We start from the raw sequence: 14,977 nt of genomic DNA, 5'->3' as shown, positions 1-14,977 counted from the left end.
TGGAGTAGGAATAACGTGTTGGCTGCATGAAATACCCGCTTAAAAGGCTAGAACTGGTGTCCACTCAAACTAAGTGGACACCATGTCTGGGCTTTGCGGGGTTGGGTACCCCACTGCTCTGAATATCGTCTGGATGTCTGATGAACCTGCGCGCGATCCTTATTCTCGGTGCCTTGAGCGCCTTCGGCCCTTTGGCCGTCGACTTTTATCTGCCTGGCTTCCCGGCCATTGCTCTGGCGTTTGGCACTGACGAGAAGCATGTCCAGTTGACGCTGGCGTCATATTTTCTGGGCTTGTCCATCGGTCAACTGGCTTACGGGCCGGTGGCGGATCGCTTCGGCCGACGTATCCCGCTGCTGTTCGGGGCTTCGCTGTTCACCCTCGCATCGCTGGCGTGTGCCTTCGCGGCGAATCTGGAATGGCTGATCGGCGCGCGCTTCGTTCAGGCGCTGGGCGGCTGTGCGGGGATGGTGATTGCCCGAGCCATTGTCAGCGACAGGTGCGATGCCGTTCAGTCGGCCAAAGTATTCTCGCAATTAATGCTGGTGATGGGCTTGGCGCCGATTCTGGCGCCCATGCTCGGCGGGTTGCTGGTCAACCTCTATGGGTGGCAGTCGATCTTCATCAGCCTGACGGCGTTCAGTGCGCTGGCTTCAATAGCCGTGGCGCTGGGCCTGCCGGAAAGCATGCCCGCCACTCATCCTCGCCAGCCTTTATCAGGCGCACTGACGCAGTACCGCCGCTTGTTGGGCGATCGTATTTTTCTGGGCCACGCGCTCACTGGCGGGATCGCCATGGCTGGGATGTTTTCTTACATCGCCGGTTCGCCGTTCGTGTTCATCAAGCTGTACGGAGTGCCGCCTGAGCACTATGGCTGGCTGTTCGGTACCAATGCGGCGGGTTTCATTCTGGTCTCGCAGCTCAATGCCAGGTTGGTGGGCAAAAAGGGGCCTGCGTTCCTGCTGTCGCGGGTTATCTGGATGTACCTCGCTGCTGCACTGGCATTGTTGGCGATTGCCGGTCTGCGCACCGAACAGCTCTGGCCCCTGCTGGTGCCCTTGTTTATCTGCATTGCCTGCCTGGGCTCCATCACCCCCAATGCCTCAGCCTGCGCCATGAACGGGCAATGGGCGCGCGCGGGCAGCGCGTCGGCATTGCTCGGTTGCCTGCAGTTCAGCGTGGCGGCAGCAGCGGCCGCGCTGGTGGGTGTGCTTCACGATGGTACGGCGTTGCCAATGGCGCTGGTCATCAGTTCATGCGGTGCGTTGGCCGTGACGCTTGCAATGCTGACCCGCCGTTTGCAGCACAAACGTGATGTAGCGCTCCCGGGCTTATAGGAGATTACTAGATGCTTCACCGCCGAGTAACAAAACCTGCGCCTACCCCGATGGTCAACCTGTCCTTCAGGGCACGATAACGAGTGAGTAGAGAGGACCAGCAATAGCGAGCGCACGGCCCGCCGTTGCAGACGTGTGACGGGGCTTATTTTTGCTGCACCACATTCCGGTCTAGGAAACGGTGGATTTCGCCACTGATCTCGTTCAAGTGTGTTTCCAGTGCGAAGTGCCCGGTGTCGTAGAGGTGTACCTCAGCTTTGGGAATATCACGCTTGAACGCGTTCGCTCCTGCCGGGAGAAAAAACGGATCGTTCTTTCCCCAGACTGCCAACATCGGCGGCTGATATTTGCGGAAATACGCCTGGAACTCTGGGTAGCGCTTTACGTTGGTAGCATAGTCTGCGAACAGGTCTAGCTGGATTTCATCGTTACCTGGTCGCGAAACGAACGCGTAATCCAAGGTGTATGTTTCAGGTGCTATACGGTCAGGGTCCGCTACGCCATGAGTGTATTGCCACTTGATTGAATCTGGTTTGAGCAGCTCGCGCAGTGCGTTGCGGTTCTCGGCAGTGGGAGCGTTCCAGTAACGTTGAATCGGGTTCCAGCCCTCGCTGAGGCCTTCAACGTAAGCATTCCCGTTTTGGCTGATGATTGCGCTGATTCTATCGGGGTGTGCGACGGCCATCCGCCAGCCTACAGGCGCACCGTAGTCGAAAACTTGAAGAGCGTAGCGATTCAGCGCAAGCGCTTCAGTAAATCCGTCCATGGTTTTGGCGATGTTGTCGAACGTGTATGAGTACTTCGCCCGATCAGGGCTGTCCGAAAATCCAAAACCCGGGAAGTCAGGGGCAATCACGTGGTAACGGTCCGCCAGCTTCGACATCAAGTCGCGATACATGAAGGATGAGGTAGGGAACCCATGAAGCAACACGATGGTTGGCGCCGATGGGTCGCCCGCTTCCCGATAGAAGATGCGGACCCCTTTTACCTCGACAAAATGGTGTTGGACGTCGCTTGCCCTTTGATGGCTAATGTCCGCTGCTTCCACTCCTGCGCTGACGAGCGCTGCACTGAGGGCCGTTGCCGCTAATAAACTTTTAATGCTCATGCAAACTCCTTGGACACTAAATGAAAAAGATAAGTGGTCTATCAGGGGTGAGTTCATGGCTTGTCGAGCGTCAGGCGCACCCACTTGATAGGGCTATATTGCCTGTTTCAATAAACCTGCATAATCCGATAATATCGGGAATCTCCCTACCAAATATTGGAACATTCCATGGACAGATTTGAGGCAATGAAGCTGCTCGTGGCTGCGATTGATGCTGGCAGCCTGACGGCGGCCGGCCGGCTAGCCGACATCCCCCTTCCCACCATCAGCAGGAAAATTTCTGACCTGGAGATGCTGATAGGTAGCCGTTTATTGATTCGAACCACGCGCAGGCTCTCGTTGACCGATGCAGGGGTGGCTTATGTGGATGCGGCGCGCCGAATATTGGAGCAGTTGGAGGTGGCCGAACGCGAAGCTGCCGGAGAATTCATTGCCCCCAAAGGCGAGCTGGTCCTGACCGCGCCAATCATGTTCGGTAGGCTGCATGTGCTGCCGATCGTCAACGCGTTTTTAGGGGAGTTTTCCGAAATCAACATTCGGCTCTTGCTTTCAGATCGCAACGCGCACCTCGTTGACGACCACGTGGACATGGCAGTACGCATCGGAACACTCGCTGACAGCGGCATGATCGCCACTCAGGTGGGGGCCATGAGAACCGTAATTTGCGCGAGTCCCAGGCTGCTGGAAGCGTATGGAAGACCTGAATGTCCCGCAGATCTGCAGCACTTGCCAACCGTGCGACTTGACGCCCCTATGCCTTTTCAACACTCTAAACATGGCGTGGCGGAATCAACGAGGCGGATTACCCCGCGCTTATCGGTGACGACCGCTGAAGCCGCAGCGCAGGCTGCCATTGATGGCGTTGGAGTCGTTCAGTTATTGCACTACCAGGTCGCGGAAGCGGTCAGCGAGGGACTGCTGGAGATTGTGCTGGATAAATATGAGCCTTCGTCGGCGCCTATCAACCTGATCCACATGTCACCTGGACACATGCCCCTGAAAATGAGGCGGTTTTTGGATTTTGCTGTTCCTCGGTTTCGTCAACGCCTGGATCAGTAAATTCAGCGATTGCGTGCGTAAACATTCAGATGGCATAAGAGTTATATCGGGGATGTTGGCGCGAACACGCCGACGAAGTGGGCTAGAGGCCGAAAATTTCTAAGATGGCTGCAATCGCGGGAATTTGTGATTTTTTCACGAGAGGGTTAAGAACAAAATCAAGAGACTGGATCATCGACCACGATTACGATAACCACCAAAGCCGATTTGCCCCCCAAGTTCCAGGAATTGTTCATGCCATTCATTGTTACCTGCGTTGTGTCCCTGTTTTTTTGGACTGTTGTTTCAGCAATCACAGGCGCTGCGGAGCCTTGGGACCTGGCCAGTTACTGGACCCTCATCTATCCCGCCGCGCTAGTGTTGTCCGTGATCCTTGGAGCCGTTCTAAAAAGCTCACAGTGGTCCGCAGGCGGCATTGTAATGCTCTCTCAGATCCCCGTGGTTTTGGCGACTTCGGGTACATCCCCGTTGCTAGCTGCCGGTATCATCATTGCGGCCTTTCTCTCAATTCCGGCGATAGCGCTGTCATGGCTCGCCGGCAAATTGCGCTCAGGTAAGAAAGGACGATGGACATCTGCGAAGAAATGAAGGCACCGTTCCGGGCGGAACCGCTGAGCCGCACCACCATGCCGCCCCATAAATGGGGCTTCAGGATGGTGTACACCTTCGTCCGGTGAACCTGTGAGGTTGCATTGCGCGATTGCACTGATCCTGGCGACTTGGCGAAAGGCGTTTGGCAAAGTCACCTTCTCGACCGCTGCCGTTCACGTTAAATAGAAAGCATCGCCCTTAAGTCATCAGTTTTGTTGAACTCGCTGCGCTACGTCGCAAAGCCACCGGCGCAACAGTTGGGCAGCCTCACCCAACACCACATCTTTGGCCTGCACCACGTAATAGCCTTTACCAGTCTTTAGTACAGCGTCAAAGACCGGTACGAGAAGGCCTCGTTGTACGTCTTCCTCAACCAGCCAAGGGCTGGTGAGCACTAAACCTTGATCGCGCCGCGCCGCGTCGATTGCCAACTCGGACTGATCGAATTTGAGGCTGCTGGAGAAGCTATCGGGAGACATCCCGACCGATGATAGCCATTCAGACCAGTAGGCATGCGACGTCGTATAGAGCAAGGTTGCTCCCAGCAAACAATCAAGGGCATGCAACTGGAGCCGTTCGCGGTAGGCCGGGCTGCAATAGACCCTTACCTCGTCCGGCAAGAGCAGTTCTGCGTTCACGGCACTGCGATATCCGTCGAAATGCCGCACTGCAAGGTCGCAGGTAGCGTCATTGAAATCCACGGTATCGGTGGATGCACTCAGGTGCAGTTGCACCTCTGGATGACGCTCCGTGAACAATGGCATCCGCTTTGCGAACCAGGAGTTAGCGAACGCCGGCGGCAGACTTAAACGTACCTGCCTGTCTCTAAGACCTCGGGCAGCGAGATTGGCGGTCTCCAGTTGGCGAAGCGCTGGCTTCACCTGTTCCCAATAGCTCAGGGCTTCAGCCGTTGGTCGTAGCCTGCGGACGGTGCGCACAAACAGCGGTGTCCCTAGCCAACTTTCCAGCTTGCGAATTTGTTGCCCTACTGCTCCCGGCGTCACAAACAACTGGCTTGCCGCAAGACTGATGCTTCCCGTTCGCATGACCGCGTCGAAGCAAGCTATGGCCCGAAGGGGCGTATCAGCTCTCATAGCGTAGTTTTTCTCTTCTATAGGCTGAAAACACATGATTTGTAGCGGCTTGTGTACTTTCGCACAATCGAAGTTCGCCGCAGGGCAACAATAGATCCCAACGTCCAAGGAAAAGCCAATGCGGATTGTTCGAGCGACCTGGTTTGACAATAAATCACCAAAGGTGAAAAGCAGGTTACCGCAGACACTCACGCCCTGGTCGGACGTACCGGAATCGATCCAAAGGGGGTCTGCGTTCTGTTGGAGGGTGTTCCAAATGCGGATTGGGCAGCGGTTGGTCGGCTACGTGGCAGACCGGTTGACAAATAAATGCTCGTCCGAATCAAAAGGTATCGATAAATGAGGAAGTCAGTAGACGGAGCCGCCACGGCGGTGATGGTTCTGCTATGCATCATATGGGGTGCCCAGCAAGTGGCGATCAAAGCTGTTGCGGGCGACATAGCCCCTATCATGCAGGTCGCCGTTCGCTCCGGAGTCGCTGCATTCCTGGTCTGGCTAATAGGAAAATGGATCATGCGGGAGGTATGGTTACCAAACGTTTGGTGTCGCTCCGGGATAGTCGTGGCCGTTTTGTTTGCCGCGGAATTTCTATTTGTTGCGCAAGGACTACGCTGGACCAGTGCTTCGCATATGGCGGTGTTTCTTTATACAGCTCCGTTATTCGCCGCCATCGGCCTGCACCTGCGCCTGCCGGAGGAGCGTCTTAGTGCAATTCAATGGCTCGGCATGTCTTTAGCGTTCGCGGGTATTGCCATCACCTTTCTCATGCCGCGTGATGGTGTAGCTTCTCAGCTCGCCATCACAGACAGTCTGCTGGGCGATTTGCTGGGTTTATGCGCAGGTGTTGCATGGGGATTCACGACCGTAGCGGTGCGTACCAGCCGCCTCAGTGAGGCACCGGCAACCCAGACCTTGTTCTACCAACTCGCCGGCGGGTTTCTCCTTCTGTTGCCCTTAAGCCTGCTACTCGGCCAGAACGCAGTGACCTTTTCAGCCAATGCTGTGACCAGCTTGATTTTTCAAACAGTGATTGTGTCCGTTGCAAGCTACTTGATCTGGTTCTGGATGCTACGTCGCTACCTCGCAGCTCGCCTTGGCGTGCTGGCTTTCATGAGTCCGCTCTTCGGCGTTCTCATGGGGTATCTATGGCTGGGAGAACAGACAAGCTTTGGATTTCTGCTGGGTGCAAGCCTCACTATCGTTGGCCTGCTGGTAGTGAATCTCAGCAAGTCGGGCGGACAGACTCAGGAGGAAAGCAGTTATCTGAGACCTAAAAATCGCAAGGAGAAAGTACCGTTATAAACCCGTGGCTGCTCTGGAGCGCCTTAGATATTTGTAGACGGTAGCCCGTGATAGAGATAACAGCTCGCAGATGTAGTTGGTTGCATTGCGCAGCGCGAAGACTCCGCCTTTATCCATTTCACCAATCAGTGCCACCATTTCTTCTGAAGTAAGCGACGCCAATGTCACCCTGCGAGCCCTCAAAAATTCATCCATGATCGCGTGCGCTGACTCTTGGAAATCGGTGGCAAACAATGCCGGAGGCTTCTCAACCGTATTCTCAAAACCTAAAAATGAGGCAGCGATTTCTGCCATCCCGCTCATGACAGTGATGTCAAAATTTACGCATAAGAGCCCGATCTGGATCCCGTCGGGATCTCGAAGCACCGCTGTAACCGATCTTAGCTGCCGGCGATCAAAATTCACTTTTCTATAAGGCCCCGAAACATCTCCCTCGAATGATGCTCCGTCGTTGATATCCGTCAATGAACTGTCGCCGACCCGCCGCTGAGAGAACACATTGAAGATATGGGCAATCTTTCCGGAGGCCAGGTCATGAATAATGACCTCGGCGTGCGGATCCAGGAGCTTCGCAATCGCTTGGGCGCTGCTGATGTAATTATCCAGATGTTTATTCACGGTAAAAATATGCCTCTAAAAAAATACAAAACGTCCTCAGGATACAAATTGTATTTTTGTGCTATGGTTATGCCCGCGTTTACTGAAGCACCCGATTGTAGCGCCATATCCGCCGCTAACGGCGGCGGATAGCCGCTAGTCAGCCGAGTAAGCGCAATGCCCGTCTTTCAATAGTCGATGGAGCAATCGATGAATATCTACACCCAAGCGCAAATCATGAGTTCCTTGTGCCCGAGAGACGCTGCTGCGCTGATTGCAGAAGGATTCATTGCCCATGCTAACGGACGGGTGCAGCTACCTCCGATTCAGAGCTTTCAGTTCCCGGCCAGCAACGGTGACTGCTGCGTGAAATCGGCTTGGATGTTAGGAGACGAGGTTTTTTCAGTCAGGGTCTCGGCAGGTTTCTACGACAATCCCGCGAAGGGTTTTTCCAGTAATGATGGGTTGACGCTGATTTTCTCGGCCTTGACGGGGCAATCCGTCGCTTTGCTTCGGGATGGCGGCTGGCTGACCTCAATGCGTACAGCGCTGGCGGGGCAAATCGTGGCGAGGGCTATGGCGCCTTCACGTGTGACAGGCATTGGCATTGTCGGTACTGGCGACCAGGCACGCATGCAACTGGAACAACTGATGCCCGTCACGGCATGTCGACGCTTGACGGTTTACGGTCGTAACCGGCAAGGCTTGGAACAATACTGTGAATTTGCCGAAGCTTTAGGCTTTGATGTGGTTGCCACCCAAGATGCAAAGGACGTTGCGACCAACTCCAACCTAATCATCACTGCTACACCCTCTCGCGAAGCCATCATAGCGAATGAATGGGTCAACCCTGGGACACACATCACTGCTATTGGCGCAGACAGCCTTGGCAAGCAAGAGCTGGATGTGCACCTGGTTGCACGTGCAGATGTGATTGTCGTGGACTCAATAGAGCAATGCTGCCAATTCGGTGAGATTTCAGGAGCCTTCAAATCCGGCCTGATCGACAAAGGCAGCCTTGTAGCGCTCGGCAGCGTATTGAGCGGTCACGCCATCGGACGACAGGACGACACGCAGATTACCATTGCAGACCTTACAGGCTTAGGCGTACAGGATGCTCAGATTGCGAAATGCGCCGTGGCATCATTAGCGCACTAATGGATAGCGAAGCGATTAGACGGGGTTTAAATGATGAAGCTTGACCCATCAGGAGTCAGCAAGACTCCGGTGATTCAATGGGAGGCCCATGCGTGCTTACCATTGATTCCCGGACAGGACATGTCCCGCCTGAACAGGTATCGAGAAGCCGGCTTCCATCATGTGTCGATCAACGTTGGCATGGACATGACCCCGTTTGAAACCGTGATGCAGACGATTGCGGGGTTTAGAAGCTGGCTGGCTCACCACCCTGAAGACTTTGTCCTGGTGACTACCGTTGACGATATCTACCAGGCGCATAAGTATCGAAAGCTCGCGGTCTCCTTTGACCTCGAAGGTTCGAATATGCTGCTACAGGATCCGTCGATGGTGGACCTGTTCGCAAGCTTGGGGGTTCGCCAGATGTTGCTTGCCTACAACCGCGACAACAGTTGTGCGGGAGGTTGCCATGGAGCAGGTGCCGGATTGACCAACCTGGGGCGCAAGATCGTGCGGGGTATTAATACAGCGGGAATTGTCATTGACTGTTCGCACGCCAGCAAACGCTCAAGCCTTGAAATTATGGAAATGTCGAGGCACCCCGCCATTTTCTCTCACACCAACGTTAAAGCGATTTTTGACCACCCGCGAACCATCGACGACGAACAAATGTTCGCGTGTGCCGCTCAAGGTGGAGTGATCGGACTGACAGGCTTGGGCATATTCCTGGGCGCCCCCTCCGCTTCGGTGGACAGTTACATTCGACAGATCGACTATCTGGCAGAGCGCATCGGGACGAGCCATATCGGAATAGGTCTGGATACCGAGTTGCACCCTGAGCATAAAGATCTGCCGGAAGGTGAAGAAGAGAACGACTGGTGGCCGATTGAACACTATGGCCAGATGAATGGACACACCCAGTTGCAGCCAGAGACACTCGGTGAGGTCGCACAACAATTAACGCGCCTGGGTTATTCAGATGCGGATATCCAGGCGATCTACGGCAATAATTTCATGCGTATTGCAAAGGCAACCTGGCCAAGACCGAAAGCTGGGACTTGAATCGCACCCGTTAATTGAGCTCGCGTCTGATCAATTGGATCAGCAATTCAACGCGCTACAGAAGCGTGCAGCCGTTCCAGACTGTCAATCGAGTGCTGGCGCAGACGCGCCCCGGCCAACACTGCGCCTGAATCCACTATCGCCTTGAAGATTGCCTGGTGCTCGCCCAACGAGATATGGATGGACTGCGGTGTGTGTCGCAACGAATAGCTTCTGAACAGTTTGAGTTGCACTACCAAACGACGATAAGTGTCGTATAGCGCTTCATTTGTCGTGAACCGGGCGAGCAGATCGTGGAACTTGAAGTTCAGGATAATGTAGGCCGATATATCCTCTCGCTGGACAGCGTTAACCGTAAGCTAGGTGCGGCCACCATAGAAATGAACGTGACTGAACGCTACCGGCAAGTGCTCTTGGACTTGGGGGTAAACGACGTCGATTGGAAATACATCGTGCCCCTTCCGGTCACTCTCCCCACAAATTCTCTTCAACCCCTATGCGAGTCGGGCAGATAAATGCTTGATTTCAGCTCGATCGGTGGAAGCACTTAGGGCCATCGCAGATACTGGCACGCGGCGGTGATTTGCCGAGCGATCTGCTGATGGCCGGTGAGCATGTCCCCGCCGAAACGGTTGCGAGTCTACGCAAGGCAATCGTGGATAACTCGGCAGCGCTGATCAACAGCATCAGCCAAGGCCCGGAGCAAGTGAAATGAATCGCCCCCGCCCCCATAGACATTTTCCAGCCTCAACGTGAGGCACTTTCGAAGGCCTCAGGAACGACTAGGGGCCTGTGATCTATAAGGCGCCTTCAGCAGGAGGCGCTTTCAAACCAGACAGGACCAAATGATTTGGGATTGTCTCCCCCTTTTCTCTTTCTCCATGCTGGCGTCGGCCAGAGAGTAAACGCCGTCGAAGACAATAGAGAATGACCCGGACGGCAGGCCGATCAGAATCCCCGGACGCCGATATCAACATCGTCATGGCAATCGAGCCGCAGGATGCTGCTCCGTGTTCATGCCATCTGCGCCCTCCTCGGCGGGCAAAACTGCAAGAGCACCGCCGCGCGGCAGCCCTTGCAGCCGCCTTAACTCATATCAAACTGCTGATCGGTTTGTGTAGTTTACGGTGCCCGAAGGTCAGCATGATCATCACCAGCACACAGCCGATCAGGATGGCACCCGAGGACAACACGAAGATGCTTTGACGGTCGCTGCCTTCGATGAACAGGCTCAGCAAGGTCGGTGCTGCTGCAGCCGACGCTACCTGCACCACACCGACTATCTTGGTCAAGCGGCCGGTCGGGTCGTGGGTTACCACCGAGGACATGTAGTACGACAGCGCCAGGTTCCAGCCGAAGTTCATCAGGAACACCGCGATCGCCAAGTCCGAAGCCACGTGGATACGCGTAGCAAACATGTAGATCGCACCGAGTACGGCCAGCGAGCCGAGGAGGATCATCGGCATGCGGCCCAGGTGTCGACCGGCGATGCTCGGCAACGCCGCACCTGGCAGGCCACCGAGCAGGCCAATGCTGATCGCCCAGCCGATGTCTACAGGCACCACGCCAGCGTCGCTGGCGATGCCTTCGACGAAGCCCCACAGTGAGTAGATCGACAGCTGCAGGAACAGCATGCCGAGTAGAGAGCAGACGCCGATCAGGGTGAGGCCTGACAGCAGCGGCTCGCGAGAGACGATTTTGTCTTCTTCGCTCTGTTTGGTCGGCAGGCAGAAGCACATCAGGCAGAGCAGCACGAACCAGGCTACCAGGTAGTAGATCGCACCCGAGAAACCCTTCCACTCGGCCACTAGCGGCAGAATCACCGCGCTGCTTGCGAACAGTGCGGTCTGCACGAATAGCAGGATGCCGAAGGAGCGATCCGGTCCTTTCATGCGGCCCAGGCAATATATGGCATAGGAATACAGAATGCCCGAGCAGACGCCGGAGAGACAGCGCAGCACCAGCAGCATATCGAACTCGGTGACAGTGGCGGTGGCCACGTTGGCGAACAGCAGCACGAGGGACGTGCTCAGGGCGATGGTGCGTGGCCAGAGAAAGCGCAGCATCGGTACGTACAACAGCGTGCCGATGATGGAGCCACACATCTCGGCGGACATGGTCCAGCTCTGCTGGAGCAGAGTCAGGGTCAGACGTTCAGTCAACAGGCCGATGAAGATCGGCTGCACCCCGATGACGATGATCGAGACCGCGGCAATGAAGATGCACGCGGCACGAATTATGGTTTGGTTAGCGGTGCTCATGGTCGATACCTACCGGCTTGGCCACTGGGTAGCCTGCCGCTTAAGTGAAAGTCAGGAATGACGAAAAGGAAAGCCGTTCAGGCGATTCGGTAGCAGTGAATCGCGACCTGGTCGGCGGCGGGATAAACCACCTTGCCGATCAGCGAGCTGCGGGTCAGCCAATCCAGCCGCCCACTAGCCACCTGGAAGCGCGGCGAACAGGTGCATTGGTATTCGTGCTCCTCGACCGGCCAGATGCCCTGCACTTCTAGCTCACGGGCTTTGTCGCTGAGCACGATCACACCGATGTTGTGGATGTTGATCAGCTCGCCGCGGTCGCTGAGCAGGCTGTAGCGGGCATCCAACTCACCCACGCCGTCGCTGCGCTGCAGATAGAAGTCGGCGCCGCCAGCGAGTACTTCGCCGCGTACGTCCAGGCCTTCGAAATGCCCACCCAGTATCCGAAAGTTGCTGCGCTGGCCATCCGTGCAGGCGCCCAGTCCATCCCCTGCGGCGATCGCCACGTGGATACTCATTACCCATTCCAGAGTCGGCACACCGAGCCCGGTTTGCGTTGTCGTTGTCATCACGCACTCCTGTGCCCCGAGGGGCGTCTATGGCTCGGTTTCAGTAGCGGTAGGTCATGTAGAATTCGAGGGCGCTGAACTGGTCGTTGTTGCCGAACGCCTGCTTGGCGGCCGACTTGGCATTCACCCAGTTGCAGGCCACTGAGCCGTAGAAACTCGGCGTGGGCGTCCAGTCGAGGAACACTACGGTCTCATCAGCGAAACGGCGATCATCCACCACAGCACCGCGGAAGTTCTTCTCGTCGAGCCAGAACTGATAGTGGATGGTGCCGATGGCCAGGGTGTCGGTCAGGCGGCTCCTGATCGATAACTGCTGAACCCGCTCGTTGCTGTTGAACAGCAGGTAGTTGCCCACCACGTCGCCGACCAGCCAACTGCTCCAGTCCACGAAGCCCTTGCTGAGCGGGTCCCAGGCTTTCTGGGTGTTATCAGCCAGGTTATCGTCACCGGAGAACACGGCGCAGCGGTAGCCAAGCGTCGGGGTGAACGGCAGGTCCTGGAACTGATAATCGGCCTGCGCGTACCAGGCATCGGCGTCGAATTTCAGCCTGGAGTCGCCACCGCGCTGCACGGCGTACTCGCCATTGAGGGTCAGGTTCGGCAAGCCCGGCAGATGGCCACGCAAGGCGCGAACGTTGAAAACCTCCATGCCGTCGCGGCGTACCGCGTTACTGCTCTTGCTCGCCTGCGTATCGACCTTCATGACCATCGCGCCGAGGGTCACCTGGCCGTCGAGGTCGTAGTCCAGGTTGGCACCGGTCATGCGGTAGTCGCCGTAATGATCGTCGGTGCGTAGGGTGAACGCCTGCGTTTTCAGCGGGCCGTGGCTCCAGTCGAGGATCGCCGAATCCTTGAAGGCAGTACGCGGGCCGAGCCAGTTGGCGCCATCGCCGAACAGGTCGAGGTTGCCGTCCATGACGATGAAGCCACTGCCGATGGTGTAGTTCTGACGGCCGGCGGTGAGCTTCCAGTCGCCGGCGCGGACACCTACGTAGGCCTCTTCGGTGTTGATGCGGTTGTCGGAGCTGTGTGTGGTACCGGCAGCATCGCCGTCACCGATTGTCCAGGCGCCGACCGCCGAAGCACCGGCCAGCATGCTGACGGTTTCGTTGAGTGAGTAGTCGAGGGTGATACCTGGTTTGAGGTAGGCCTCCTGCCAGTTGATCTTGGTACCTTTTTGTTCGCCATTGCGGGCGTCGGCCACACCAGCACCGAAGTTGACACCGCGGGTGGAGATGGAACCCGCGCCGAACGTCAGGTTGAGTTCGCCTTTGAGGTTCTCGCTTTCGAACTTATAACCCGCCAGGGCCGGCTGGCTGAGCGGCGGGAAGCCAAGTGCGAGCAAAACGCAGGGAATACGCTTGGACGTGTACATATGAAGCTCCTGTTTAATTTTTTTTATTACAGGGCAGTGAGTGGCGGTCAGATCGACCACCGGTTACCTGACGCAGCAGGCAGGAGCGCTGGCGAACTAGCGCTCTTGGATTTTGTATTTACTGAATCAGCCGCGCAGATAGGCGGTGATCGTCCTCAGCATTTGTACGGTGTCGATATCCAGCTCGGTGACGGCCTCAGGCAGCGACGACTGCTTGACGATCACCACATCGGAGTTAAAGTCGACAAACAGGTACTGGCCATGGATGCCGCTGGCCATGATGGCCGGGCTGTGGTCGTTGAAGACGTACCACTGGCTGCGGTAGGAGGCGCCTGGGGTCCACTCGGAGAAGTCTTTATGGACGCCGTAGATGGCTGGATCCGAGCCCTTGGCGATGGCCTCGATCACCGCCTTGTCGATGACCTGCTTGCCATCGACCTTGCCGCCGTTGCCGAGCATCAGGCCGAACCGGCCCATGTCGCGCAGGGTGGCGTTGAAGCCGGCACCGGCGACGCTGCGGCCCCACGGGTCAGCCATGAAGTAAGCATCGCGCTCGCAACCCAGCGACTGCCATACAGCTTGCAGCTGCTCGGCGCAGGCCACACCGCTGGCACGCTCCATCACCCAGGCCAGCACTTCGGTGGTGGCGGTCACGTAGTGGAACAGGCCGCCATGCTCGCAGCGCTTACGCAGCGACGGCAGGTACTGGTACAGCGACTCGTACTGGGCGTATTCGGGCGGCGCCGGCTTGAAGCCACAAGCGTAACCGTACTGGGAGCTTTCCGAGGCCGGATCGTCATACATCTCGGTGTAGTGAACGCCAACAGCCATATCGAACAGGTGGCGCACAGTGGCATCGCCAAAAGCGCTACCAATCAGTTCAGGTACGTAGTGCTGGGTCTGCGCCTCAGGATCAAGCACGCCGTCGTGGATCAGTTGCTCACCGAGTACGCCGATCAGTGATTTGGTGACCGAGAACATGATGTGGCGGTCGCTGGCGACGTGGCCATTAAAGTAGCTCTCGTAAACCACGCGGCCCTTGTGTAGCAACAGGAAGCTATCGGTCTTGCTGGCGCGCAGGTGGTCGAGCACGTTGACCGTGCGACCACAGGTGCTTTCGAAACTCAGACCTTCGACCTCGACTGGGGCATGGGCCAGCACTGAACTCGGCCGCGAACCGGCTGCAACATCGATGGTGGGGCGCAGGCGCGCCAAGTTACGGAAACCCCAACGGTTGAACGGAGGCGACATCCAGTTGGCCCAGGTTACGCGCTTTTCCGGCTCGACAGGGAAGCCCTGCATCAGTACGGGCTCTTGTTGTTTTTGGTCGTACATCTCGCTGACTTCCGTATTACGGGAAACCAGAGAGCGGTCGAGGATTGGGTTCATCTGACTCATCCTGGAAATGGCCCTGCGTGCGGCAGGCACCACAAGATAATTAGCTCTATTAACTATTTTAGTCAATAAAGTATTTTTTCGAAAATACCT

The 14,977-nt window shown here is 56.5% G+C and carries 15 protein-coding genes and 1 pseudogene; 7 read left to right on the top strand and 9 right to left on the bottom strand.

Annotated elements, in window-relative coordinates:
* Positions 1-140: 140 nt before the first annotated feature.
* Positions 141-1,337: a multidrug effflux MFS transporter gene (locus tag AB4O05_RS18420; protein WP_460136131.1), complete on the top strand. Its 1,197-nt coding sequence runs from the start codon at positions 141-143 to the stop codon at positions 1,335-1,337.
* Positions 1,338-1,482: 145 nt separating this feature from the next.
* Here AB4O05_RS18420 and AB4O05_RS18415 read toward each other — a convergent pair whose 3' ends face one another.
* Complete coding sequence (locus AB4O05_RS18415) at positions 1,483-2,445, bottom strand: alpha/beta fold hydrolase (protein ID WP_460136132.1); 963 nt, start codon at positions 2,443-2,445, stop codon at positions 1,483-1,485.
* Positions 2,446-2,613: 168 nt separating this feature from the next.
* Between AB4O05_RS18415 and AB4O05_RS18410 the strand changes: the two genes are divergently transcribed.
* Together AB4O05_RS18410 and AB4O05_RS18405 are read left to right on the top strand one after the other, a co-directional pair.
* Positions 2,614-3,504, top strand: coding sequence for a LysR family transcriptional regulator (locus tag AB4O05_RS18410; RefSeq protein WP_460136133.1), 891 nt, complete (start codon positions 2,614-2,616; stop codon positions 3,502-3,504).
* Positions 3,505-3,738: 234 nt separating this feature from the next.
* On the top strand, positions 3,739-4,092 hold the full coding sequence (locus tag AB4O05_RS18405) for a hypothetical protein (RefSeq protein ID WP_460136134.1): 354 nt from the start codon (positions 3,739-3,741) through the stop codon (positions 4,090-4,092).
* 209 nt (positions 4,093-4,301) lie between these two features.
* On the opposite strand, the gene AB4O05_RS18400 is transcribed toward AB4O05_RS18405, so the two are convergent.
* Positions 4,302-5,381, bottom strand: coding sequence for a LysR substrate-binding domain-containing protein (locus AB4O05_RS18400; RefSeq protein ID WP_460136135.1), 1,080 nt, complete (start codon positions 5,379-5,381; stop codon positions 4,302-4,304).
* A gap of 147 nt (positions 5,382-5,528) precedes the next feature.
* Here AB4O05_RS18400 and AB4O05_RS18395 point away from each other — a divergent pair, with 147 nt between their 5' ends.
* Positions 5,529-6,491: a DMT family transporter gene (locus tag AB4O05_RS18395; RefSeq protein WP_460136137.1), complete on the top strand. Its 963-nt coding sequence runs from the start codon at positions 5,529-5,531 to the stop codon at positions 6,489-6,491.
* On the opposite strand, the gene AB4O05_RS18390 is transcribed toward AB4O05_RS18395, so the two are convergent.
* Positions 6,486-7,109, bottom strand: coding sequence for a helix-turn-helix transcriptional regulator (locus tag AB4O05_RS18390; RefSeq protein WP_339533225.1), 624 nt, complete (start codon positions 7,107-7,109; stop codon positions 6,486-6,488). The two genes, AB4O05_RS18395 and AB4O05_RS18390, sit on opposite strands and share 6 nt — an antisense overlap.
* Before the next feature lie 189 nt (positions 7,110-7,298).
* Here AB4O05_RS18390 and AB4O05_RS18385 point away from each other — a divergent pair, with 189 nt between their 5' ends.
* Both AB4O05_RS18385 and AB4O05_RS18380 read left to right on the top strand, forming a co-directional pair.
* On the top strand, positions 7,299-8,246 hold the full coding sequence (locus AB4O05_RS18385; RefSeq protein WP_460136138.1) for an ornithine cyclodeaminase family protein: 948 nt from the start codon (positions 7,299-7,301) through the stop codon (positions 8,244-8,246).
* A gap of 30 nt (positions 8,247-8,276) precedes the next feature.
* Positions 8,277-9,287, top strand: a complete 1,011-nt coding sequence (locus AB4O05_RS18380) for a membrane dipeptidase (RefSeq protein WP_460136140.1) — start codon at positions 8,277-8,279, stop codon at positions 9,285-9,287.
* Positions 9,288-9,334: 47 nt separating this feature from the next.
* Here the strand turns inward: AB4O05_RS18380 and AB4O05_RS18375 are convergent, their stop codons facing one another.
* On the bottom strand, positions 9,335-9,577 hold the full coding sequence (locus AB4O05_RS18375; RefSeq protein WP_460164918.1) for an FCD domain-containing protein: 243 nt from the start codon (positions 9,575-9,577) through the stop codon (positions 9,335-9,337).
* Positions 9,578-9,870: 293 nt separating this feature from the next.
* Between AB4O05_RS18375 and AB4O05_RS18370 the strand changes: the two genes are divergently transcribed.
* Positions 9,871-10,002: a hypothetical protein gene (locus AB4O05_RS18370; protein ID WP_460136141.1), complete on the top strand. Its 132-nt coding sequence runs from the start codon at positions 9,871-9,873 to the stop codon at positions 10,000-10,002.
* A 165-nt stretch (positions 10,003-10,167) separates the two neighbouring features.
* Here AB4O05_RS18370 and AB4O05_RS18365 read toward each other — a convergent pair.
* The 5 genes and pseudogenes from AB4O05_RS18365 to AB4O05_RS18345 form a co-directional block, all read right to left on the bottom strand.
* A pseudogene (locus tag AB4O05_RS18365) lies at positions 10,168-10,270 on the bottom strand (cation transporter); the annotation flags it as partial.
* 108 nt (positions 10,271-10,378) lie between these two features.
* Positions 10,379-11,548, bottom strand: coding sequence for an MFS transporter (locus tag AB4O05_RS18360; protein ID WP_460136142.1), 1,170 nt, complete (start codon positions 11,546-11,548; stop codon positions 10,379-10,381).
* Between the two features lie 77 nt (positions 11,549-11,625).
* Positions 11,626-12,114 carry a DUF3237 domain-containing protein gene (locus AB4O05_RS18355; RefSeq protein WP_460136143.1) on the bottom strand — a complete coding sequence of 163 codons (489 nt, stop codon included), beginning with the start codon at positions 12,112-12,114 and terminating at the stop codon, positions 11,626-11,628.
* Between the two features lie 40 nt (positions 12,115-12,154).
* On the bottom strand, positions 12,155-13,489 hold the full coding sequence (locus AB4O05_RS18350) for an alginate export family protein (protein WP_460136144.1): 1,335 nt from the start codon (positions 13,487-13,489) through the stop codon (positions 12,155-12,157).
* A 126-nt stretch (positions 13,490-13,615) separates the two neighbouring features.
* Complete coding sequence (locus AB4O05_RS18345; RefSeq protein ID WP_460136145.1) at positions 13,616-14,878, bottom strand: serine hydrolase domain-containing protein; 1,263 nt, start codon at positions 14,876-14,878, stop codon at positions 13,616-13,618.
* Between the last annotated feature and the right edge of the window lie 99 nt (positions 14,879-14,977).

The sequence above is a fragment of the Pseudomonas sp. S1_G07 genome (assembly GCF_054668565.1).
The sequence above is the reverse complement of the archived record's forward strand: the minus strand, read 5'-3'. Positions and strand labels throughout refer to the sequence as shown.